Source organism: Shewanella sp. NKUCC01_JLK (assembly GCF_019345615.1).
Classification (GTDB): Bacteria; Pseudomonadota; Gammaproteobacteria; order Enterobacterales; family Shewanellaceae; genus Shewanella; species Shewanella oncorhynchi.
This window is the reverse complement of sequence record NZ_JAHKRD010000009.1, coordinates 1-22339: the sequence shown is the minus strand read 5'-3', so window position 1 is coordinate 22339 and position 22339 is coordinate 1. Positions and strand designations below refer to the sequence as shown.

Genomic DNA, 22339 nt, shown 5'->3' with positions numbered 1-22339 from the left:
GCTGAGCGCACAAAGAAATTTGCGACCCCGCTATTTTGAATCAAGACATTTCAACCACGTCATGTCAAACCCAGCTTTCGAGACCAAATCACTTCAACCTAAAAGTGTTCTAGCCGATCCAGCACATTTCCCCTCGCAACAACCGAGGCAAACTCCTCAGCAAGACGTTCACTCAAAGCCACAGACGTACGCCAATATTGCATCCGCTGCGCCGTGTCCAGTTGCTTAAAATCTTCACGGTCGGGGATTTTGCCAAAGGGCAATGAAGCGACAAATTCGGCCGATGGCGCCAACACTAGCGCATTGTGATAATTAGCGCGACCTTGGCGCCACTTCAAGGATTTATCGAACCATCCTGGGCTGATAGTCGGATAAAAATGCGGATACAGCGTCAGCCCCTTGGCACAGGATAAAGGCAAATCAAAGTGATAGTCAGTAATGCCGCCATCGTAATACTGCCCATCGGCAACACCTTCAATTTGGGACACAGGGGCCAGCAATAAAGGAATCGACCCCGTAGCTAACATCACAGCATCGACATTAGCCTCAGTTAATTCAACCTGCTGACTGGGTAAATCGTTGAGTTGCAAAAAGGGAGATGCTGCAGCTTGTTGGCTAAAGACCACACGCTCAAAATGCCAACCTAAACTCCGACGGCTCACTAAGTTGGTCGCCGCCGTCATCGCCAGCCCCGCCGCAAGCGGAAGCTTTGCCGTTAAACGATTTAAATGTTTAGCACGGCACACGACGAAATGACTGTGAATATGAGCGTTATTAACGATCTCACTACCACCACTGACGCCTAAAATCCCCTGCACTACGCCTTTAACTTGTGCACTGACTTCCTGCGGGGTTGTGTCGTAACGCTGACCAATATAAAAATCCTCTAAGCGGCCATAGGCTGCGAGGGGATCTTGCTGCGCCAAACACGCTAAACGCCACGCCCCTGAAGAAGCGCCGAGTGTATAAAGCGGTGTTTGTCTGTCTTTGAAAAACTCAGAAAACAGATACTTATCTAACCCAGCGATACCAAGCCATTTAGGTCCACCAGAGGCGGCAAGTAGCTGGGTAAAATGCTCAGATTTAAGGCCTTGTTCTGCCAAGGTCTTAAATGCCGTTGCTCCCGCGAGAAATCGTAACGCTGACAATTCTATGTACCTTAAAACCAATGCCATTAGAGCAAAATAAAATAGTAAACCACGAAGGTATACGTCAATAAACAATTCATATCATCGAGTTAACTCAGCCGCAATGTGCATGCGACAACGTGTATTGTGCCGTACGAAGCCTCAAAAGCACGCAGGTCGATAGTGAGGTTTTCATCAATATATTCAACTGCATTTTAAATATTATTTAGAACACTAGGCTCTGAGTTAGCACATTTACGTCTAAATGTAACAATTGTTACAATGATAACCTTCTCGGCATCAGATTGTTATTTTATCTGCACACCTAAGTTCGAATATTAGGTTACAAACATCATTGAGAGGTTTTTATGCGTCTAGCCGTTATCGCATTGGCAGTGTCATCCACACTGGTTATTCCAGCAGTCCAAGCCGAAGAGCAACAAACCGGCTTCGAAAAAATCGAGATCATAGGCTCACGCATAGCACTTCGTACGGCAACTGACAGTGTTGCCCCGGTCGATATCATTACTGCCGAACAACTCGAATCAACAGGTATGACCGAAACAGCTAAAGCGCTGCAATTTGCGGCGCCAAGCTATAGCTTTCCATTCTCCTCGGTGACTGACGGTTCAGATGCGGTGCGCCCCGCGAGCTTACGCGGTCTGTCGCCAGACCACACCTTAGTACTCGTAAATGGCAAGCGTCGCCATGGTTCTGCTCTAGTACATTTAAGCGGCACTATGGGAAAAGGCTCCTCTAACGTCGATTTAAATGCGATTCCAATGACAGCGATAAAACGCATTGAAATTCTCCGAGATGGAGCCTCGGCACAATACGGTTCAGATGCGATTGCTGGCGTAATTAACGTGGTACTCAAGGACAGCGATCAAGGGGGAAGCGTCTCGGCGCAAGCCGGACAAACCTACATAGGTGATGGCGAGCAATGGCGTGTGGGTGTAAACCACGGCATAAGTTTAAGTAACGATGGCTTTGTGAATGTAGCCCTCGAAGCGCATCACAAAGACAGCACAAACCGCGCAGGGTTAGATCCACGGCAGCAATACCCTAAGTTAGCAGATGGCTCAGCAGATCCGCGCGAAGCGACATTTAACCGTAAGAGCCACCACGTTGGTGATGCCGAATATGATAATGTCGGTTTGTTTATCAATGCGGTTCAGCCTATATCTACCGACGGAAAACTGTATGCCTTTGGTGGTATTAGCCAACGTGAAACTAAATCGGGTGCTTTTTACCGTTTAGCTCTCGATGCCCGTAACTTACCCGAAGTGTATCCCGACGGTTTTTTACCGCAAATTAACCCCAAAATAATCGATTCATCTCTTACCCTAGGGTATGAATTCAACCTGAGTGACTGGGACATTGATGCCTCAGTAGGATATGGTAAAAATTCATTTAACTATAATATCGTCAATACCTTAAATGCTTCCTTAGGTCCTGAAACTCCTACCGAGTTCGACGCAGGAACGTTATCGACCCGTGAAGCCAATATCAATTTGGATATTTCCCGTTATTTTGCCTTTATAAACGATTCTGAAATTCTGTTTGCGACTGGTGTTTCATGGCGCCAAAACGGCTATGAAATTGAAGCCGGAGAAGAAGATTCGTATATCAATGGTGGCTATAATGGCAAAGCGGCGGGTAGCCAAGGCTTCACCGGTTTTACCCCTGAGTCTGAGGTTGATGAAACGCGCGATAACACAGGCATTTATGCCGAACTTGAAAACCAATTAACCAACGAGTTTTACTGGGCGGCAGCGCTACGCTACGAAAACTACTCTGACTTTGGCGGCAACACGAGCTGGAAACTCGCGGGTCGTTACGATTTTACCGACAACTTAGCCCTGCGTGGCACTATCAATACAGGCTTTAGAGCGCCGAGCGTACAACAGCTGTACTTCAGCAATATCTCGACGTTATTTAATCCCGATCCAGTGACGGGGCAACTGGTTCCTATTGAATCAGGTACTTTCAACACCTTATCACCAGTAACAAAGGCACTTGGGATTAACGAGCTAGAACCTGAAATATCGCAATCATTTAGTCTCGGTCTTGTTTATACCAATAACGCTGGCCTCGCGGTAACGCTCGACACTTACCAAATAGAGATTGATGACCGCATCATTTTATCTGGCGCTCTAAGACCCGCTGATAGCCCCGCGGTTGCGACCGCACTAGCAGGTACCAATGCTGATTCAGCACGCTTCTTCGTCAATGCCGTCGATAGCCGAACTCGCGGGGTCGATCTTGTTGTTAGCCAAGACTTTGATATTGGCACTTGGGGCGATTTACGGGCGAACTTAGCCTATGCCTATAATAAAACCGAGATCCAAGACATCAATCTACCGTCTATTTTAGGCGGATTAGACAAGAAACTCTTTGATAGTATAGAAAGAACCCGCATGACGTCTGCTACGCCGCATAACACGGGCAGTATTGGGCTAACCCATGAGTTAGGGGACTTTAAAACCAATGTTCGCTTAAACTACTTTGGTGACTATAGTGAAGGTTATTCAACGGGCGATGTGAACTATAGCGATCAGTGGGTGATGGATCTGTCGGTAAGATACGCTGCCACCAATGCGCTAAGCTTTACGGCTGGGGTGCAAAATTTGTTTGATGTGTATCCAGAAAAACGACCTGATAACAATAATTTCAATGGTATCTTTGTATACCCATTAACCAATACCCCCTTTGGCTTTAATGGTGGTTACTACTTTTTAGAAGCCAAATACACTTACTAAACCCGTTTTAGCTAAGTTTAATAATACTTGATGTAGAAACAGGTCATTCAATGGCCTGTTTTTTATGCCGACATGTTTAGACCTGCTTCCAATCGACAAAGCTTATGTCCTAACTGTGGTGATCGGATTATAATCTTTACCATTCGCCCATTTCACTTCCACCATGTCGAGTAGCCGATGATCGTCGATACCTTAAAAAACCGCCATATTTATCAATCCTTAAGCCCTCGGCTTGCGACTGCATTAGAACATCTAGCGACGACCGACTTTAGTCAGCTACCCGTAGGCAATTATCCCCTCGATGGCGACAATATTTTTGTGATAGTGAATGACTATCAAACCAAACATAAGTCGACAGAACCCTTTGAAGTTCATCAAAAATATATCGATGTGCAATATGTTTTCAGCGGTGAAGAAGAGTTTGGTTACTTGCCACTAGCGGAGCAAACACCCTCGAAACCCTATTTTGAAAAACACGATTACGCCGAGTTTGATTACGAGGCAAACCAAGCCAATGCCTCTTATATCAAACTCAAAGCAGGCATGTTTGCGTTATTTTTCCCCGGTGACATGCATATGCCCGGCACAGGCGATATCGCCACGGCGGTGCGTAAAGTCGTGATAAAAGTGAAGATCTAAACCTTAAGCCATCTTTGCCGAACCTGAGCGTTCGATTTTTAGAGAAATAGCAACTGAAGAGCGCAGTGATATGCGCTTTGGCTATTTCCGATTAAAGCCAAATATTGCTAAAATTGTCACAAATTTAAAGGAGAGTCCCTGAAATGCCCATTTACGTTGTCGGTCACAAGATCCCAGATTCAGATTCAATCTGCGGTGCTATCGCGTTAGCCTATTTAAAAAACCAAATCGGTGAAGAAGCCATTGCCGCACGTTTAGGTGAATTGTCACCCGAAACTGCTTTTATTTTGGAACGTTTCGGCTTCGAAGCACCGGAATACAAAACCAGCTACGCTGGCGAGCAAGTGTATATCGTTGACCATTCAGAACTGACTCAAGCACCGGATGATATCGCCCAAGCGACTATCGTCGGGATTGTTGATCACCACAAGTTAGGCGATCTCACCACAGATACCCCGTTAGAATGCTGGATCCGCCCAGTAGGTTGTAGCAACACAGTGATCAAGATGATGTTCGACTTTTACCAAGTCGCTATCCCTAAAAATATCGCTGGCATCATGATGTGCGCCATTTTGAGCGATACCGTGATTTTCAAATCACCGACTTGTACCACTGCAGACATTCGCTGCGTTGAAGCATTAGCTGAGATCGCCGGCGTTGAAGATTTCAAAGAACTGGGCATGGAAATGTTCAAAGTGAAATCCGCCGTCCAAGGCACGCCAGCACGTGACTTAGTAATGCGAGACTTTAAAGACTTCAACATGAACGGTAACTTGGTCGGTATCGGCCAGTTAGAAGTGATCGACCTGTCAGTATTTGACGATATCAAGGCCGAGCTAGAAGCCGATATCAAAGCGCTCAAAGTGGAAGGTAACCGCCACAGCGTTTTATTGCTGCTGACTGACATCATGAAAGAAGGTTCAGAGTTGTTGATTGTGTCTGACGATGCGGAGCTGACCCAACGTGCCTACGGTAAAGATACCGTTGATGGCAAAGTGTGGTTAGACGGCGTATTAAGCCGTAAGAAACAAGTAGTACCACAGCTACAAGCAGCATTCGCCTAGTCGCTTTATCGTCACGACTGTAGTACAGGTATTAAGGCCGAACTGAGTTCGGCCTTTTTTATATTTCAGGTAAAAACTGCCCCCCTGCGTTACGCCTATTCACCGCCACTAACTAAAACTGGCATGAAACTTTGCTCATAAATCTATCCAGCCAGAGAAGTTGGCGAGTATGATGGGCCAATCGTCACACTGATTTGATCACTTTCATCTATGCCAGAAGCGCTACAACATATCATCACCGAACTCACGCCTTGGCTGCAGCAATATGGTTATGTTCTGCTATTTGTCGCGATTGCTGTCGAGGGTTTTGGCATTCCGGCGCCAGGACAATCCTTATTAATTGTCGCCAGTTTATTAGCCGCTACAGGGAAAATGTCACTGCCACTAGTGTTAATCGTCGCTGCTTGCGCTGCACTATGCGGTAACAGTTTGGGATATTTCATCGGTTGGCGCTTTGGTGATGTGTTGCTTAAGAAGGGCTGGATAAAACCGCAATTGGAAGACAAAATCCATGGCGTTATTGGTCAATATGGCATTGCCGCTTTAGTGTTGAGTCGTTTTGTTGAGGGATTAAAACAGTTTATGTTTATCGGCTGCGGTCTCGCTAAAATGCCATTAAAACAATTTGTGATTGGTAATGCTCTCGCCACCAGCATTTGGGTGGCACTCTTTGGATTAGGCCCAGTGTTAATCCGCGATGAAATCGCTCCCATGCTGGCGTTTTACCACCAGCATAAATACCCCACATGGGCTATGGTCAGCCTAATACTCGCTGCGCTAATCACTTTTACTTGGCGCAGGTGGCAAACCAAAAATCCGCAGTAAGCGATTTAGGATCTATTCTTCCGATTCCTTTTGGATTATCTCTATCACCTTATGAGCCTTAACAAAATGGTCTAAGCGATGAGTTTGAATCCACCAAGTCGCCGCTTCCATAAGCAACTCTGGATCATCATTTTTGTTCGCAAAGAAAGCGTAAAATGAGAGGCCGACATTATCGCCTTTAGTCTCAATTTTTTTATGACAAACAGTGATGACTTTTGCTCTTAACTCAGCTCTCATATTGACTCATAAAGTTTATTCACCAGCTTATTACCTATTTTCAATGACATACAACACTAGATGTATCGCCTATCACTTACTCCATACAGCTACCGATCACTTTATGCCTTCAGTCTCAACCTTAGGTTGAGACTCTGCGCCGTCATTTGGCTTAGCCTCAGGCTTTGATTCCGGCGCTTTAATTGGCGCGGGTGACGCCTCAGTCGCAGCAGGCTTATCTTGTTCCTGTGATACGTTTGGCTCCTGCAATGGTGCATTAACCTTAGGTGTCGGTGAACTCTGCTCTTCAGGTAAAGGCTCGACAATAATCACTGGCTCTTGTGGCACAGGCGTTTCACCTTCGGTAGATGTTGCAGCTTCTGACTCTGGCGCTAAGGTGCCGAGATCTTGGTTCGCAGGGCTTTCCACCGCATGTTTAGGTAATTGATTTCGATATAAATCAATCATACGCATCACCTCAGACAAGGCTTTACCATGCTCTGGAGTGAGAATGCCATTGTGCCCAGAGACGATTTCGTCAGACACGGCCAGTACCCATACGGCTTGCATATTGGCATCGGGGCAGGTTTGCACGGTACGACGAGCCTGCAGGCGAGCACGAATTTTCCAGCCTGATTGAGGCAGCGTCATCATACAGCCAGGGATTTGATCGTGCGCCATCAAGGCCGAAGGCATCTTCATTGGTGTAGTGCAATTGCCACCAGAGCATTTGTCAATATCGTGAGTAATCGCCCAAGAGTTCCCGACAGCGCGCTCGCCGTCCTTGATGTAATTGAAGGCTTCTTTCACTGCAAAATCCCCCTTCGATTGCAACACCACCATACTCGGTTTTTGTCTATCTAAGCTCACCAACGTATCTAATGGCTGATACTCTTTAGCAGGTACGGCAGGATTTAACAGTAAGAATAAATTAGGATTATCCTGCTGATTATCAATGGCGGCTTTGATGCGATCTTTACTCGCATGCAAAACAACAGCACCGCCAAGACTATGGCCAATCACAGTGTACCGCAGCAGTTTATGCTGTGTTACTAAGCTATCAAGCTTATCCAGCAGCTGTGATAGACCTAACTGCCCGATACGTTTAGCAACCCGTTTACGCTGTAAAATAGTGGGAAAATCTAAGGGTTCAATCCAACTTTTTGCATCATCTGAGCCATCGATCCAAAGAGGATCGTATTTATCGCCCCGCCAGCCAATATACAAACCCAACAAGTTGCGCTGGGTATCGGACGCGGCCATTTGCTGATAAAACTGCTCAAAGGCAATAAAGTTTTCATCCTTAGGCTCAGCGCTATGATGCCAGCCATGGACAAAAATCAATAATTCAGGGATCTGTGCAGGCTCTGGATGTAAAATTCGCGTCTCTAAACCTTGCCATTGCCTTTCGTCGTGGGGCTGACCTTTATCATTAAACTCAATCACATGAAAATTTTGCTTAGCGATATCAGGGCCGGGGATGTGGTAAGCCTGATCTGGAATAAAAGGAAGTAGGACACAAAGTAATAACAACATTAAAAACAGTAACTTGTACTGAGTAAACTTTTTCAGGCTCATTTATAACAACATAATTAACGGCCAGGCTAGGCCAAAATAGACGTGCTGAAAGGGACTAACAGCAAAATTGACGAAATTATACGCTAACGCCATTAAGCCAGCTAGTGCCTAAGTTGCTTTTCATCTGAACAGCAATACTGTTTAACGCCAAGTATCGGGAAGCGTGACTTGGCTCCATAACTCTTGGCACAACGGCTGACTATTGTGCCAGTCGCCGCCGTTAATCCATTTAACGAGGGTATCCCCCACCTTTGGATATGCAATTGGATTAGGCGATGCCGTTTTAAGCCAGCGCTTAACTATGTTCACATCGAGACTCATCATGCTATCTGCAGCCGCTAAAAGTTGTAACGCCGCCACATTCGATAACTGCTCAAACTGGCCAATCAGTGGTTTGACTAAGAGTTTTTTACCTAAGGTTAATGCTTCGCTGGCAAGCTCAAAGCCCGCATTGCCTATCACACCGCCGCAGCTGGCAAGATGTTGCTTAAACCCCTCACGATTAAAACCGTGCCATTTAATATGTTCAGCAACTTGGCCTTTAGGTTGTTGGCTGTGATATACCAAAAACTGATAATCAGTAAAGTGAGACAGAAAGTGAGCAATCATATCCGCATCTTCAAAAGGCAAATAAACTAAAATCTGATGCGTGTGTTCGAATGGGCTGGCATCCACTTCGACAAAAGGCGGCAAAATAGGGAAGCCAAAATGATGCCAATGACACCCCAGCGCCACATCCACTGGAGCAAAATAATTGAGCAGCATCTCATTAAACCAAGTGCTACCGAGTTTTGGCACCGGATGAGTTAACGCCGCCTGATGGCTAATCCCAATAGATGGCACGCCTTGGCGCCGCGCAGCCCAAGCAGAGACAGGTTCAAAGTCGTTGAGTACTAAATCGTAGCAACTGAGATCTAATGCTTTAATATCTTTAAATAACGACAAGGACAAATTTTGCCGGACTGTTTGTGGCACATTAACGCGCCCAGAGCACGTCGCAAACGTCATTCCCGCTTGAACGCGATAATCGCCAAAGCACTCCATATCGAAAAACTGATCAGGCTTGCGCCCCGAAAATAGAAAGTCCACTTCAATATCTTGTTTCATCAATGCTTTAGCCATGACGCGTGCACGACTTAAGTGGCCATTCCCTGTGCCTTGAACTCCGTAGAGTATTCGCATTACGTATCCTTAAACTGATGAGTGAAGGAGAATTCCCACTAATGAAATGATTAACAGGCGCATATTTGAATTAAATCACTGGATGAACCAGCAATACCGACCCAATCCCCAATGAGGCTCCCGCCAGAATATCTAAGGGATAATGCACGCCAAGTGCAATACGTGAGCCCCCTATGCTAAAAGCCCATAAATACGCCACAGGAGCCGCCGCTGGATAGATTTGCGCCACGCTCGTTGCCATCACAAAGGCCGCAGCTGTATGACCAGACGGTAAGCTGAAGCGATCCGATGGTTCAAAACCACTCTCAAATCCCACTAATGCATGGCATGGCCGTGTGCGACGAATACTATTTTTCAATAGTAAATACAGAGGTAACTCAACCAAAAAACTCGCTAACATCAAATTAAATAGAGCCTGTCCTTGAGCGTGCGTCAGCATCAAACCCACGGACAAATATAAATACACATGCCCATCGCCACTCGCTGACACCCGCTTTGCATGGGCATATAAACCATGGTGCTGGGTGAAGCTCACGATATGGCAAAACATTCGCTTATCTAAGTCTGCAACGTAACTCAACATAAAACAGGCTCCTTGCTGGCATACCAGCGAGTTTTACTGCGATGTTAATCTGTGCATTCTCTCGACGACGCTTAGAGTGCTTAGTCTGAAACCAACCGACTCACCAAGGCTCTATTCACGATTGAATTCGTTATTGACTGCTCACGGCTAATTTACTGTTTGCTAATAGTTAAACCTAAACCACATTAGCTAAAGCACTATTAGATAGCTTGAGACTAAGAAAGACCTGTGACGGCTAAGTGACATCTGCTCGAAGGTTTTATGACAAGAAGCATGGCTGAGGTTTTGATCTAGAAGGATTCTAGGGACGTTATGCAGGGGCTAAGGGATTTATTTAGAAATAGCGATAGGACTGAGACAGGATATTGTGTTGCTCTAAACGTTAATCTCAAGAGCAACACAATCCAATAAAACTTAGGCTGCGGCGGGAGTATTTGCCTTAGCACGGTAAATTTTTGTCAAATGGTAAATATTAATACAAGCAACAAACGCATTCATGCCGGCCACAGGCCAAGCAGAAATAAACACCCCATAAACCACAAACAGAGTGCATCCTACAAAATTCAACCATCGCAACCAAATGATATTCTTCATCATTAGAGAGATCGCCACCATTATAGAGGCAAAATAACCAATAATTTCAATCGTATTTACAGCTTCCATAGGCACCTCTCGAAGGCCCTCTACCGTCCATAAGCGTAACGGGGGGTCCATGCCCCTAAAGCAAATTAAGTTAAGTAAGTTAATTTAAACTTGGGATATAATACCAAAGTGCGCAACAGAGTTGTAATAAAAAACCGTTATTTAATGACCAATATCAAGTTTTACCGAATAAATTCTATAGTGTGACGAAAATTTACTACAGATGTGTTAACAGCCAAGTGGCAACAATACCGTGATTGATAACACTTTTCTTTTCAATAATCCCTTTTATACTGGCGTAAACTCGCTAAACTGTACGCAACGCGGATCAATAGGAGTGTAAATATGGAATACAACACCTCAGAACTATGTGACATGTACTTAGATGTCGTAGATGTAGTCGAGCCCATGTTCAGTAACTACGGTGGTTGTAGCTCTTTTGGCGGTTCTATTAGCACCATCAAGTGCTTTGAAGACAACGGCCTAATTACCGAAGTCCTACAAGAGGATGGCCAAGGTAAAGTCTTACTCATTGATGGCGGTGGCTCATTACGCCGTGCGCTGATCGATGGCGCTATCGCAGAACTTGCGGTCAGCAACAACTGGGAAGGCATTATCGTTTACGGTTCTGTACGCGATGTGGATGCATTGGAAGAATTAGACATTGGTATTCAAGCCCTTGCCTCTATTCCAGTGGGTGCTGATGGCAATTCAGTGGGCGAAGTGGAAATTCCAGTCAATTTTGGCGGGGTGACTTTCTTACCCGGCGATCACATTTATGCTGATAACACAGGCGTGATTTTATCACCTGAACCACTCGACATTGAGTAATCTCACTGTTCAGTCAAGAAAGCCAGCTAAGCTGGCTTTTTTATTCACTATTTTCAGCGTTTCCCCATTGAATCCTCGCCCCACTCTGGCCACAATAGCTCGACTCTGGCCGAATAAGAATATCAATCTATGCCTGAATTTATTCCTTTTACCCATACCGATATCGCCTCACTCGTCAGCACAAGAACGGGCGAAACTAAGCTAGGCCAATGCGTCCACCTGGCCAATCACGAACACACGTTAGAGACCATACTCGCGACTGCAAAAGCTCACGGTGCATGCTTTGCCATTATCGGCGTTGGCGAAGATATAGGCCCACGTGCCAATTTAGGCCGCGGCGGTGCAACCGATGCGTTCACAACCAGTATGCGCCAATGGCTCAATTTACAATCGAATCGTTTTCTTTCTGGCGCCGAATGCCTAGTGTTAGGCCAAGTGAATACCGCCGATCTGCAGCAACAAACTACGAGCAATACAACAGATAACACTAACGTCACCCTAGATGAATTACGTGATGCGGTGGAGCAACTCGATGAGCGCGTGATCCGCATCGTCAGTGCGATTTTAAAGGCGGGTTTAGAACCCATACTCATCGGCGGCGGCCACAACAATGCCTATGGTTTGTTGATGGCAACCTACAGCCACTATCAGCGCCAAGTCGCCGCGGTGAATCTCGATCCTCACTCGGATTTTCGTTTGCTTGAAGGCCGTCACAGCGGTAATGGTTTTAGTTATGCAGCCGATCGCGGCGCCTTAGGTTGCTACCATGTACTGGGTTTACACGAGTTAAAAAACAGCGAAGCCAACCTAAGCCAACTCAGCGAATTTGGTGGCACTTGGCATAGCTTGCAACAAATTTGGGTGCGCCGTGAAATCAGCCTTAGCCAAGCTTTACTTGAAATCGCCGCCAAACTTAATGACACAGGTTTACCCGTAGGATTAGAACTTGACGTCGATGCTATCGCTAAAATGCCCAGTAGCGCTTCAACCGCTGCAGGTGTGCCATTGCTCGATGCGGCGCATTATGTCAGCTATATCGCCCGCCACTGCCCATGCGCTTATTTGCATTTAGCCGAGGCTGCGCCAAGTTGCCACGAAGCTGGGATTGAAGCCGGATTCAGGGATATTGGCCAAAGCCTAAGCGAGCTTATCTACGCTTATGTGCAGGCTCGCATGCAATTTTTGGCACAATGAATATCACCAGTTGCACCCAACTGGGCGCTAAGCTATTCACCAAATCCTGATATTGTGGTCTAATGCCTGTCCATTTTACGTGGTCGCTAAGCACTTAATCCTACGACTGTTCAGGAGTGCCTCAAGCTAAGGCATTGCAGTTAGTTTACTAGCTCGATCACAGAGTGATAGATCAAAGATTCAGCAAATGCAGGCGATGGCTTACACTCGCAACTAATACATTGCAAAACAATAGGAACACATTGATGTCTGAGGGCGAATCTAAAAGTACCCACTTTGGTTACAAAACCGTAGAGGCCGATAAAAAGGCTGAACTCGTTGCCGGCGTGTTTCATTCTGTTGCCGCTAAGTACGACATAATGAACGATGTGATGTCCTTCGGCATTCACCGTTTTTGGAAACGTTACACCATTGAAGTCTCTGGCGCCCGCCCTGGCATGAAAGTGCTCGATTTGGCCGGCGGTACAGGCGACTTAACTGCAAAATTCTCTCACTTAGTGGGCGATAAAGGTGAAGTGGTTTTAGCTGACATTAACGATTCCATGTTAAAAGTCGGGCGCACTAAGTTGCGCGACAAGGGCATAGTCAACAATGTCAGTTATGTGCAAGCCAACGCCGAAGCACTGCCGTTTCCCGATAACCACTTCGACATTATTACCATCGCCTTTGGTCTGCGTAACGTGACCGATAAAGATGCGGCGCTGCGTTCAATGAATCGCGTGCTTAAGCCCGGTGGCAAGTTATTAGTGCTAGAGTTCTCTAAGCCTCAGCATGAAATTATGCGTAAAGTGTATGATTTATATAGCTTCAAAGTCTTACCTAAGATGGGTGAACTCATCACTAAAGATGCCGACAGCTACGAGTATCTGGCTGAATCGATCCGCATGCACCCAGATCAAGACACATTAAAACAAATGATGGTTGATGCAGGCTTTGAACAAGTCGACTACACCAACATGACCGACGGCATTGTCGCATTGCACCGTGGTTATAAATTCTAATGATGCCGCAAGAAGTTGTGCTGCTTGCCTGCGCCGCAATTGAAACGGGTCTGAAAAAACTTCAGGCCCAAGCGGGCGACGATTATTCGCGCCAGCGCCAGTTGCATGGCAAAGTGTTTCGTATCCAATTATCACAGCTCAGCTGGCCATTCTATTTAGTGTTTGCCAAAGAGATCCAAGTACTGAGCCGCTATGAAGGCGATGTCGATGTCAGTCTACATGCCGATGCGACGACGCTTTACCGCGTGTCCGAAGGCGCCAACCTAACTGAACTAATCAAGCAAGATAAACTCAAGCTTGAGGGCGATCTCAATTTATTACAAAGCTTTAGCCAATATCTACGCGGTATCGAATTTGACTTTGCCGAGCCAATATCCCGTTATTTAGGTGATGGTCCTACTCACAAACTCATCTGTTCTAGCCATCTGGCAAAAGACTTTGCACTCGAAGTGTTGCGTAAAACCCGCTCCCACTTAGGGCAACTCGCAGTTGAAGAGTATCGCCTCGCACCGCACCCAATTGAGTTAATGCACTTTCGCGATCAAATGGATGATTTAGTTGCCGACACTCGCGCGATTGAACAACGGATTGCCCAATTAAGAGACCAAATTAAGCCATGACCTTTGCCAGTATCCGCCGCGGTTACCACGTCATCAAGACCTTACTACAGTACGGGTTAGATGACGTATTGCCGCCAAAGATGACACCTTGGTACTTTAAGCTCGCCCGTAACAGCCTATTCTGGATCCGCAATAAGCATAAAAATAAGCTCGGTGGCGAACGCTTAAAACTGGCGATGCAGGAACTCGGCCCCGTTTATATCAAGCTTGGGCAAATGCTCTCAACCCGCCGCGATTTACTCAGCGATGAATGGGCCAGCGAATTGGCCATGCTACAGGACAAAGTGCCGCCCTTTGATGGTGCACTTGCCCGCCAAGCGATTGAAGCTGAGCTAAAAGCGCCGATTGAATCCCTATTTGATGACTTTAATGAAATACCACTGGCCTCAGCCTCTATTTCTCAGGTGCATACCGCGACCCTCAAATCTAACGGTAAAGACGTCGTACTTAAGGTGCTACGCCCGAATGTAGAAGCCAAGATTCAAGCCGATCTGCAGTTGATGTCGCAAACTGCCAAACTGATTGAATACCTCCTCGGTGAAGGTAACCGCCTGCGCCCTGCTGAAGTGATCGAAGATTACCGCGTGACCATTTTAGGCGAGTTAAACCTTAAGCTCGAAGCCTTAAACGCAGTCAAGCTACGCAATAACTTCCTCAACTCAGATGCGCTCTATGTGCCTTATGTGTATGAAGAGTTTTGCTATCCACGCCTGATGGTGATGGAACGTATTTACGGTATTTCTGTCTCGGATATTGCCGCCCTTAAAGCGCAAGGCACCAACTTTAAGTTATTGGCTGAGCGCGGTGTTGAACTATTTTTTACCCAAGTATTCCGCGATAACTTTTTCCACGCCGACATGCATCCGGGCAATATCTTTATTTCCCGCGATCATCCTGAGAACCCATACTACATTGGGCTCGACTGCGGCATCATGGGCACACTCAGCGAAGTCGATAAGCGCTATCTCGCCGAGAATTTCCTCGCCTTCTTTAATCGCGATTATCACAGAATCGCCCAACTCTATATTGAGTCTGGCTGGGTATCGGAAAAAACCGATCTACAAGCTTTTGAACAGGCGATCAAAGTGGTGTGTGAACCTATGTTCAACAAGCCGCTCGACGAGATCTCCTTTGGTCATGTGTTGCTGGAATTATTCCGCACTGCGCGCCACTTCGATATTGTGGTGCAACCGCAATTGGTATTGTTGGAAAAAACCTTACTCTACATCGAAGGCTTAGGCCGTCAGCTGTATCCGCAGTTGGATTTATGGCAAACCGCCAAACCCTTTTTAGAGCAGTGGATGGCCGACCAAGTCGGTCCTAAAGCTATGTTTAAAAAGGTATCCACAAAACTGCCATATTGGGCTGATAAACTACCTGAATTCCCTGAACTAATTTACGATAATCTTAAGTTAGGCAGGAAATTGCTGAGTTCTCAGCAACAAATGCTAGATAAGTATTTGAAATATCAGCAGCAGGCACACAAGAGTAACTACTTGCTTATCACTTCTGCCGTTTTATTGATCTGTGGCACGTTATTGATTAATAGAGACGCTACACTATGGACCCCTTATGTTTGTCTAATTTCAGGCATGATATTGTGGTTTGTAGGATGGCGATCTAGGCCAAAGAATCGCAAATTTTAGCTAGCACTAATTAATCAGAGGTTCATAATAGAACCGATATCAATTAAGAGGATACCTTCATGGGTGGTATTAGTATTTGGCAACTGCTTATCGTTGCGTTAATCGTTGTCTTGTTGTTTGGAACTAAGAAATTACGCTCTTTGGGTGGTGATTTAGGTGGTGCGGTTAAAGGCTTCAAAAACGCCATGTCTTCAGAAGAAGACAAGAAGGCATTAGAAGACACCGAAGCGGCTAAAACAGCGCAAACAACTCAACAGGCGACTGAAAAGAAACCTGAGTCTAACAAAGAACAGGCGTAACTCTTTATGTTTGACGGTATCGGCTTTATGGAGCTGCTGCTGATCGGTGTTTTGGGGCTAGTGGTTCTTGGCCCCGAACGTCTACCGGTTGCGGTGCGTTCGGTAACGAGTTGGATCCGTGCGATGAAACGCATGGCGAACTCGGTAAAAGAAGAACTTGAGCAGGAGCTGAAGATCGAGCAGTTGCATGCCGATCTTAAAAAAGCAGAGAGCAAAGGTTTATCTAACCTCTCACCTGAACTCAAAGAGTCTATTGAGCAACTAAAGCAAGCGGCACAGTCAGTGAACCGCCCTTATCAGGTTCAGGATCCATCAAAAGACACCCCTGCGCCTGAGAATCAAATTCACACACCTGCTCAAGTGAATCCAGTTCAAGCTAGCCAAACTAATCCAACAGCCACTGCAGAGGCGAGTCCAACATCGGCCTCTCCCGCTGCTTCAAGTGAGCCATCTCAGGGCGTGGATACCAGTTCTAACCCGAAAGCCAACGGATAATTCATGTCGCAACAGCAGCCACTTATCAGCCATTTGCTTGAACTTAGGTCCAAGCTGCTAAAATCCATTGCCAGTGTGTTATTAGTGTTCATTTGTAGTGTGTACTGGGCAAATGATATCTACCACTACATGGCAATACCTTTAATGCAGTCTTTACCTCTTGGTGGCAGCATGATTGCGACGGATGTCGCTGCACCATTTTTTGCACCTTTCAAGCTAACCCTCGTTTTATCATTTTTTGTGGCAGTGCCCTACGTGTTATTTCAAATTTGGTCCTTCGTGGCACCGGGTTTATATAAACATGAAAAACGCCTAGTGATGCCACTGCTATTCAGCAGTACCTTATTGTTTTATCTCGGCATTGCATTTGCTTATTATCTTGTATTCCCTGTTGTTTTTGGTTTTTTTGCTAACAATGCGCCAGAGGGAGTTCAAGTTGCGACAGACATTACCAGTTACCTTAACTTTATTCTGAAGCTATTCTTTGCCTTTGGTCTATCCTTTGAAATCCCCATTGCCGTTGTTTTACTCTGTTGGTCAGGTGTCACTACACCTGAAGATCTCAAGCAAAAACGTCCTTACATCATAGTGGGCGCCTTTGTCGTCGGCATGCTGTTAACCCCACCGGATGTGATTTCCCAGACTATGCTTGCTGTACCAATGCTGTTATTGTTCGAAGGCGGTTTATTAGCGGCTCGTTTCTACAGCAAACCAGATGACGAGTCAGACGAAGATACTGAACAAACAAACGACTAACGTCCTCGAAGGCGTTAGGGGAATAATATAATAAGGAACATTCTCATGCGCTTAACTCTTATCACGGCAGCGATCATGCTTGTATCTGTCCAAGCAAATGCCAGCATTGAACAACAGTTAACCCAATGTGCAACAACCGCCGATAAACTCGACCGCTTGATTTGCTATGACAAGCTAGCAGAAAGCGTAAAAGCTGGCACCATTAGCACTCAAGTGATACCGACTACAGTAGCAACAGTTGCAGTCCCTACGACTGCAGCAGCGATAGTGGCAACCGCCCCCCAAGCACCAGCGGCAAAAATTGCCGATGACTTTGGGATGGAAGCCAAGCGTGTTCAAGAAAATACTGTCGATAAGATTTATTTAGAGATTCAATCTATAGCTGAAGATGCCTACGGAGACATTAAAGTGACTTTCACTAACGGTCAGGTATGGAAACAAACTGATGGCCGTAAGTACAATGTTAAGCAAGGTGAAACTGTCTATATTGAAAAAGCCGCTTTAGGTTCTTTTTTAATGGGTACCGATGATCGCAATGCCAAGGTTCGGGTAAAACGCCTAAAATAATGCCCTCATACATAGATATCGCTGTCAATTTACTTGGCAGCGCACTCGAACAAGATACTGTATCGATAATACAAGCGGCGGCGGACCAAGGGGTTTCGCCGTTAATTGTTATTGGCAGCGATTTAACTGAAAGTGCGGCAGCCATTGCTGTCTGCGAGCAATATCCTAACCAACTTTACTGCACTGCTGGTGTGCATCCCCACCATGCCAGTGGTTGGCATGATGGCTCAAACGCTCGACAAGCTGAACTCTGTCACGCACCGCAAGTGGTTGCCGTTGGCGAATGTGGTTTAGACTACAATCGTGATTTCTCCCCGAGACCTATCCAGCGCCAAGCTTTTATCGCGCAACTGGAATTGGCGATTGAACTTCAAATGCCCGTACTTATGCACGAACGCGATGCCCACGAAGACTTTATCGCAATCCTGCGTGAATATCGCCCCCATCTTAATGGTGCGCTTTTACATTGTTTCACAGGCACTCACGCACAGATGGAAGCCTATATTGACCTAGATTTACACTTAGGCATAACAGGTTGGGTCTGCGATGAAAGACGCGGCCAAGAACTAGCGCAACTCGTTCCCTTTATTCCGCAGAATCGCATTTTAATCGAGACAGATAGCCCTTACCTACTCCCCCGTAGTATGCGGCCCAAACCTAAATCGAGCAAAAACAAGCCCGAATACCTTCCTTATATCGCAAATTATATTGCAAACCTACGCGGAGAAAATGCGGATGAGTTTGCAAAACGTTGCTACCAAAATAGCTTAGCGTTTTTTAATTTGGATCGAGTCCATGCTTAACAAAAACATGCCACTCATACTCTTGCTGTGGCTATGGATATGCCCAACACAGGCCTTGGCAACCCTATTAAGCATTGACGAGTCAACCACGACGCCTTTAAACCTTACGCCTTGGTTAATGGTCAGCCACCCTACACCAGCAAAAGAACTGGCCGAAATACAAGCTTTGCCAAAAACTGATTGGCATAACTTTACCAATAAAGACATTCAAAAACTCAGCGGCCATGATTTTTGGCTCAGTTTCAGCTTAACCAGCCCTGACGAAACACTTTCGCGCATTTTAGCGCTAGATAACCCTTTGTTAGACAAGGTAACTATCTACCATTTAGTCAATAATAAACTCATGAATACTGTTCTGATGGGTGATATATTCCCCTATGAGGATCGACCATTCTTGAGCAATATTTTCCTATATCCTTTCAAGATCAACACAGATGACTCCCATACTTTCTATCTGCATATTCAAACTGAAGGTAGTGCTGCAGTACCATTAAACCTATGGTCTTCTAATGACTTAGCTCAAATTGCCGAATCTACCGCCGTTGAGCATGGATTCCAACTTGGTGTACTTGCCGCAATCGGCATTTTTAGTCTTTTTATCGCCATAGCATCGGGCTCATTCAGCTACAGCTATTACTCTGGCTATGTACTTAGCATGACCTTACTCGTTGCCACGATTAACGGTTTTGCCTTCCGATTCCTCTGGCCAGACTGGCCGCTATTACAGCAAGTTATGGTGCCGTTTTTACTGCCAATCGTTATGGCATTTGCGTTAATGTTTACTGAAAAAATATTACAGCTCAAATATTTAAACCGCCGTATGTTACTCACTTGTCGCTATAGTGCTGTGTATATCCTCTGTGTTGGACTCGCCACACCTTTCATCCAATATGGTACAGCGTTATATATTGAGATCATTTCAGTTGCTGTACTCAGCTTGGTCCTCATGGTCTTTGCCATTACTCAGGCTATCAATGGCCATAAACTGGCACGTATGTACACTATTGGCTGGGTGAGTATGCTGACAGGCGCTTGCATCAGTAGCTTGCTATATCTCAGCGTGATTGACCTCAATTTAAAACCGCAAACCCCTGTCATGCTCGGCCTGACATTTGAAATCATCTTTATGTCTCTGGTGCTCGCCATCCGCTATAACGATGAGCGCAAAGCTAAACTACGTATCCAGCAAGAAGCCTTAAAGCAAGCACAGAAAATTCGTAGTGCGCGGGAAGAAGCCCTAAAAGCGGAAGCCGAGAGCAATGAGAAACTCGAACAAATGGTGCAAGAGCGTACTTTAGAACTGGAAATCACCCTCAGAGAATTGCATGAGGTGAATCAAAAGCTCACCGAACAAAGCACTATCGACAGTTTAACTGGGGTCAAAAACCGCAGTGCCTTTGATAAACGTTTAATCGCTGAAAGCCGGATCAGTCGCAGGCAAGAAACACCCATAGCACTGTTAATGCTTGATATTGATCGCTTCAAGCTGATCAACGACAGATTCGGTCATCTTGCAGGCGATCAAGCATTACGTACAATAGCTCAAACATTACAGCAGCATTTAAAACGGCCAACGGATCTAGTGTCACGTTTTGGGGGGGAGGAATTTGCTATCATCCTTCCTAATACAACTGCAGAAGGTGCACTCCAAGTTGCTGAAACAATAAGAGACGCTGTTGCCTCTATTCATTTTGAATGGGAAGGTGAAGCGATACCTTTGACTATCAGTATCGGAGTCAGTGCCGATATAGTGACCCACGATCAACACAGTACTAAATTACTAGAACAAGCAGATAAAGCCCTCTACCAAGCAAAAAACGGTGGGCGTAATCAAGTCAGCTTGTATTTGTCGGATCAAGCAAGACCAGTACCTAATTAGGAGTCAAATGTGAATATCATTACCAGTGCCTTCCCTCAGCGTAGAATGCGCCGCATGCGTAAACATGATTTTAGCCGTCGCCTCATGGCCGAAAATCATCTAACGGTCAATGACTTGATTTACCCAATGTTTATTCTAGAAGGCACTAATCGCAGTGAAAAAATAGCCTCTATGCCCGGTGTTGAACGCTACTCGATAGACTTGCTACTGAAAGAAGCTGAAGAACTGGTTGAGTTAGGTATCCCATTAATCGCACTTTTCCCTGTGACACCTGCAGAGAAAAAAACATTAATGGCAGAAGAAGCCTATAACGCAGATGCCCTAGTGCAACGTGCAGTGCGCGAGCTCAAAAAAGCCTTTCCACAGCTAGGCATCATGACTGACGTGGCACTAGATCCTTTCACCACTCACGGTCAAGACGGCATCATAGACGAAACGGGTTATATCCTTAACGATATCACCACCGAGATTTTAGTGAAGCAAGCACTGTCACACGCCGATGCTGGAGCTGACATCATTGCACCATCGGACATGATGGATGGCCGTATTGGCGCGATTCGCCAAGCATTAGAAGCGGCAGGGCACGTCAACACCCAAATCATGGCTTACTCGGCAAAATACTCTTCAAACTACTACGGTCCATTCCGTGATGCCGTAGGCTCAGCGGGTAACCTCAAAGGTGGCAATAAGCATAGCTATCAAATGGATCCAGCGAACAGTGACGAAGCTTTGCATGAAGTCGCACTCGATATCCAAGAAGGAGCCGATATGGTGATGGTTAAGCCAGGTATGCCGTATTTAGATATAGTGCATCGCGTTAAAACTGAACTTGCAGTGCCAACATTCGCCTATCAAGTCAGTGGTGAATACGCCATGCATATGGCAGCAATCCAGAATGGATGGTTAGCCGAAAAGGCCATCGTCATGGAGTCCCTACTCTGCTTTAAACGCGCAGGCGCAGACGGTATTTTAACTTACTTTGCTAAACGTGCTGCCCAGTGGCTTAAAGAAGCTTAAGCAACCTAATGCGAAAGTACCACCTCAAAGCAGCCTTCTGGCTGCTTTTTTTATCGATTAATAGTGAAAAATCTGGAAGCAAAGCTTGTGTATTGAAGGGAAGACTCGCCAACAAAGCTAATAGCAATACTTACAGTCGGCAGCATTGCTATTAGTGCAAATAATGTTACAGATTACAAAAGCAAAAAAGCCAGCTTATTCAGCTGGCTTCGTTACATCTCAATGAGATAATTAGGCGCTTGGCGATGACCTACTCTCACATGGGGAGACCCCACACTACCATTGGCGCGTTTGCGTTTCACTTCTGAGTTCGGGATGGGATCAGGTGGTTCCACAAGGCTATTGTCACCAAGCAAATTCTTTATTCTAGGATTAAACACTAGATTGTAATGGTGCTGATACCCAGAATCGAACTGGGGACCTCATCCTTACCAAGGATGCGCTCTACCGACTGAGCCATATCAGCAATTCTATACTAATCAATTAAGATTATTTAAATTATGCGCTTGGCGATGACCTACTCTCACATGGGGAGACCCCACACTACCATCGGCGCGTTTGCGTTTCACTTCTGAGTTCGGGATGGGATCAGGTGGTTCCACAAGGCTATTGT

22 protein-coding genes, 1 tRNA gene and 2 rRNA genes are annotated in these 22339 nt (G+C 45.8%); 16 read left to right on the top strand and 9 right to left on the bottom strand.

From position 1 onward, the window contains the following. Positions 1-98 precede the first annotated feature (98 nt). Positions 99-1148, bottom strand: a complete 1050-nt coding sequence (locus KO537_RS10980) for an alpha/beta hydrolase (RefSeq protein ID WP_173247286.1) — start codon at positions 1146-1148, stop codon at positions 99-101. A gap of 347 nt (positions 1149-1495) precedes the next feature. On the opposite strand from KO537_RS10980, the gene KO537_RS10975 reads away from it, so the two are divergent. The 4 genes from KO537_RS10975 (at position 1496) to KO537_RS10960 (ending at position 6417) form a co-directional block, all read left to right on the top strand. Then, positions 1496-3889, top strand: a complete 2394-nt coding sequence (locus KO537_RS10975) for a TonB-dependent receptor (RefSeq protein WP_219234473.1) — start codon at positions 1496-1498, stop codon at positions 3887-3889. A gap of 177 nt (positions 3890-4066) precedes the next feature. Next, positions 4067-4528: a YhcH/YjgK/YiaL family protein gene (locus KO537_RS10970; protein ID WP_105251222.1), complete on the top strand. Its 462-nt coding sequence runs from the start codon at positions 4067-4069 to the stop codon at positions 4526-4528. Positions 4529-4671: 143 nt separating this feature from the next. Further along, the gene (locus KO537_RS10965) at positions 4672-5592 is read left to right on the top strand and encodes a manganese-dependent inorganic pyrophosphatase (RefSeq protein ID WP_212600488.1); all 921 of its coding nucleotides are present in this window, start codon (positions 4672-4674) and stop codon (positions 5590-5592) included. A gap of 210 nt (positions 5593-5802) precedes the next feature. Beyond that, positions 5803-6417, top strand: coding sequence for a DedA family protein (locus KO537_RS10960; protein ID WP_219234472.1), 615 nt, complete (start codon positions 5803-5805; stop codon positions 6415-6417). A 12-nt stretch (positions 6418-6429) separates the two neighbouring features. Here the strand turns inward: KO537_RS10960 and KO537_RS10955 are convergent, their stop codons facing one another. The 5 genes from KO537_RS10955 to KO537_RS10935 all read right to left on the bottom strand — a co-directional run bounded on the left by KO537_RS10955 (position 6430) and on the right by KO537_RS10935 (position 10639). Then, the gene (locus KO537_RS10955) at positions 6430-6654 is read right to left on the bottom strand and encodes a DUF6500 family protein (RefSeq protein WP_219234471.1); all 225 of its coding nucleotides are present in this window, start codon (positions 6652-6654) and stop codon (positions 6430-6432) included. 96 nt (positions 6655-6750) lie between these two features. After that, the gene (locus KO537_RS10950) at positions 6751-8211 is read right to left on the bottom strand and encodes a thioesterase (protein WP_219234470.1); all 1461 of its coding nucleotides are present in this window, start codon (positions 8209-8211) and stop codon (positions 6751-6753) included. A gap of 141 nt (positions 8212-8352) precedes the next feature. Beyond that, the gene (locus tag KO537_RS10945) at positions 8353-9393 is read right to left on the bottom strand and encodes an MJ1255/VC2487 family glycosyltransferase (protein ID WP_173247308.1); all 1041 of its coding nucleotides are present in this window, start codon (positions 9391-9393) and stop codon (positions 8353-8355) included. A 70-nt stretch (positions 9394-9463) separates the two neighbouring features. Continuing rightward, on the bottom strand, positions 9464-9976 hold the full coding sequence (locus KO537_RS10940) for a phosphatase PAP2 family protein (RefSeq protein WP_105251216.1): 513 nt from the start codon (positions 9974-9976) through the stop codon (positions 9464-9466). Between the two features lie 414 nt (positions 9977-10390). Further along, on the bottom strand, positions 10391-10639 hold the full coding sequence (locus KO537_RS10935; protein ID WP_113940145.1) for a YgjV family protein: 249 nt from the start codon (positions 10637-10639) through the stop codon (positions 10391-10393). A 324-nt stretch (positions 10640-10963) separates the two neighbouring features. Between KO537_RS10935 and rraA the strand changes: the two genes are divergently transcribed. From rraA to hemB, 12 genes are all read left to right on the top strand, one after another. Then, the gene (gene rraA, locus KO537_RS10930) at positions 10964-11449 is read left to right on the top strand and encodes a ribonuclease E activity regulator RraA (protein ID WP_105251214.1); all 486 of its coding nucleotides are present in this window, start codon (positions 10964-10966) and stop codon (positions 11447-11449) included. Positions 11450-11578: 129 nt separating this feature from the next. Next, positions 11579-12643 (top strand): formimidoylglutamase, encoded by a 1065-nt coding sequence (locus tag KO537_RS10925; RefSeq protein ID WP_173247313.1) that lies wholly within the window; start codon positions 11579-11581, stop codon positions 12641-12643. 245 nt (positions 12644-12888) lie between these two features. Then, positions 12889-13644, top strand: a complete 756-nt coding sequence (gene ubiE / locus KO537_RS10920; protein WP_006083326.1) for a bifunctional demethylmenaquinone methyltransferase/2-methoxy-6-polyprenyl-1,4-benzoquinol methylase UbiE — start codon at positions 12889-12891, stop codon at positions 13642-13644. Continuing rightward, positions 13644-14264: an SCP2 sterol-binding domain-containing protein gene (locus KO537_RS10915; protein ID WP_105251212.1), complete on the top strand. Its 621-nt coding sequence runs from the start codon at positions 13644-13646 to the stop codon at positions 14262-14264. The genes ubiE and KO537_RS10915 overlap by 1 nt, the downstream gene beginning before the upstream one ends. After that, the gene (gene ubiB, locus KO537_RS10910; protein ID WP_219234469.1) at positions 14261-15910 is read left to right on the top strand and encodes a ubiquinone biosynthesis regulatory protein kinase UbiB; all 1650 of its coding nucleotides are present in this window, start codon (positions 14261-14263) and stop codon (positions 15908-15910) included. The genes KO537_RS10915 and ubiB overlap by 4 nt, the downstream gene beginning before the upstream one ends. 59 nt (positions 15911-15969) lie before the next feature. Beyond that, positions 15970-16209, top strand: a complete 240-nt coding sequence (tatA, locus tag KO537_RS10905) for a Sec-independent protein translocase subunit TatA (RefSeq protein WP_006083329.1) — start codon at positions 15970-15972, stop codon at positions 16207-16209. Between the two features lie 6 nt (positions 16210-16215). Then, the gene (gene tatB / locus KO537_RS10900) at positions 16216-16704 is read left to right on the top strand and encodes a Sec-independent protein translocase protein TatB (protein WP_173247326.1); all 489 of its coding nucleotides are present in this window, start codon (positions 16216-16218) and stop codon (positions 16702-16704) included. A 3-nt stretch (positions 16705-16707) separates the two neighbouring features. Then, complete coding sequence (tatC, locus tag KO537_RS10895) at positions 16708-17460, top strand: twin-arginine translocase subunit TatC (RefSeq protein WP_113940134.1); 753 nt, start codon at positions 16708-16710, stop codon at positions 17458-17460. Between the two features lie 45 nt (positions 17461-17505). Further along, a complete protein-coding gene (locus KO537_RS10890) occupies positions 17506-18027 on the top strand; it encodes a hypothetical protein (protein ID WP_219234468.1) in 522 nt (173 codons plus the stop codon). Then, positions 18027-18830, top strand: a complete 804-nt coding sequence (locus KO537_RS10885) for a TatD family hydrolase (RefSeq protein WP_173247335.1) — start codon at positions 18027-18029, stop codon at positions 18828-18830. The genes KO537_RS10890 and KO537_RS10885 overlap by 1 nt, the downstream gene beginning before the upstream one ends. Further along, the gene (locus tag KO537_RS10880; protein ID WP_173247338.1) at positions 18823-20709 is read left to right on the top strand and encodes a diguanylate cyclase; all 1887 of its coding nucleotides are present in this window, start codon (positions 18823-18825) and stop codon (positions 20707-20709) included. The genes KO537_RS10885 and KO537_RS10880 overlap by 8 nt, the downstream gene beginning before the upstream one ends. A gap of 9 nt (positions 20710-20718) precedes the next feature. Further along, the gene (hemB, locus tag KO537_RS10875) at positions 20719-21726 is read left to right on the top strand and encodes a porphobilinogen synthase (protein ID WP_105251204.1); all 1008 of its coding nucleotides are present in this window, start codon (positions 20719-20721) and stop codon (positions 21724-21726) included. A 237-nt stretch (positions 21727-21963) separates the two neighbouring features. On the opposite strand, the gene rrf (KO537_RS10870) is transcribed toward hemB, so the two are convergent. The 3 genes from rrf (KO537_RS10870) to rrf (KO537_RS10860) form a co-directional block, all read right to left on the bottom strand. After that, positions 21964-22079: ribosomal RNA gene (gene rrf, locus KO537_RS10870) — 5S ribosomal RNA — on the bottom strand. A gap of 37 nt (positions 22080-22116) precedes the next feature. Next, positions 22117-22192: transfer RNA gene (locus KO537_RS10865), tRNA-Thr, on the bottom strand. Between the two features lie 38 nt (positions 22193-22230). Further along, positions 22231-22339: ribosomal RNA gene (gene rrf, locus KO537_RS10860) — 5S ribosomal RNA — on the bottom strand; the annotation flags it as partial.